Source organism: Streptomyces sp. NPDC001933, from assembly GCF_042890955.1.
Lineage (GTDB): Bacteria > Actinomycetota > Actinomycetes > Streptomycetales > Streptomycetaceae > Streptomyces.
On record NZ_JBIASS010000128.1, the window covers coordinates 1 to 1,032 of the forward strand.

Genomic DNA, 1,032 nt, shown 5'->3' on the forward strand with positions numbered 1-1,032 from the left:
CCGATCCCCAAAAGAGACGGCGTCGGCCTGAGCCTCTACCGAGTTGTCCGCGAGCTGCAGATACTCATCGCGACCTGGACCGGCGCCTGCCCCACCTGTCACCGAGACATGCCAGACCCCGCACCAACATGACCAAGCACTACTAGCCGGCGGGTCGGCGTCACGCTGGAACAGATCGCCGCTGATTTCGGGTTCCACCCGATCACCTTGTCGAAGTGGCTGCGCCGCGCCGATGCCGACGAGGGAGCCGGGCCTGCGGCGGCGTCGGGTGAGTCGGCCGAGCTGCGTGAGGCACGCAAGCGGATCCGGTTGCTGGAGCAGGAGAACGAGGTGCTCAGGAGGGCGGCGGCGTATCTGTCGCAGGCGAACCTGCAGGGTCTGGACGACGCCTGGGAGGACGCCATCGTCGACCTCGGATCGCCAGTGGGGACAGTACGAGTACGCGGGGACTGGTTGGGCATGTACGACTACATCGACGAGGTTCGGCAAGGCGGCTTCGCTGATCTGCTGCGTCGCCATGGCGTGCCGGCCATGCTGTGCGCCAAGTGCGAGAAGCCCATTACTCCCTGGTACTTACGCCGGATGAGACGGCGGCTGCTGACTGGTTTCCTGGTCAGGCGGTTCGGCGACCGAAACCTGAGCGGGGCGCATGAGTTGATCGCCGACCCGGTAGCCGCGGCGCAGCACGGTGGCGCAGGTCGGCTGCTCGACCGTGTCCGACAGCTCGTGGGTGACGGCCTCGTGCCGGGTGGGGTCAAAGGGTTCTCCTGGCATTCCGACGGTCTCGAGCCCGAGGCCGGCGAGATGGTTCTCCAGGACGTCGGCGACCGCCTTCAGGCCCGCCTGGTCGGGTTTCCTCGGCTGGAGTGTGACCGGGGCGATGCTCCGGTTGTCCCGGATCACGATAGGTGACGGCTGCTGGTGATGCTGCTGTGGCGATCGAGACTTGTTCGGCCGGTTCATCGCTCGCCTCCCTCCGTCCTCTCGTCGTCGATGATCTCCGCGTCGACGACCTCCTCCTCGTCGCTCCCT

The 1,032-nt window shown here is 66.7% G+C and carries 2 protein-coding genes; both read right to left on the reverse strand.

The genetic code is table 11. The features are described 5' to 3' along the window. Positions 1–198: hypothetical protein (locus ACFYY7_RS45755; protein ID WP_388672436.1), on the reverse strand; the 198-nt coding region annotated here is incomplete at its 3' end. Between the two features lie 375 nt (positions 199–573). Next, the gene (locus ACFYY7_RS45760; protein ID WP_388672439.1) at positions 574–963 is read right to left on the reverse strand and encodes a nucleotide exchange factor GrpE; all 390 of its coding nucleotides are present in this window, start codon (positions 961–963) and stop codon (positions 574–576) included. Between the last annotated feature and the right edge of the window lie 69 nt (positions 964–1,032).

What these genes read in the sequence shown, in the direction of transcription:
- ACFYY7_RS45760 (WP_388672439.1), bottom strand. Translation starts at nt 963, where the DNA reads ATGAACCGGCCGAACAAGTCTCGATCGCCACAGCAGCATCACCAGCAG.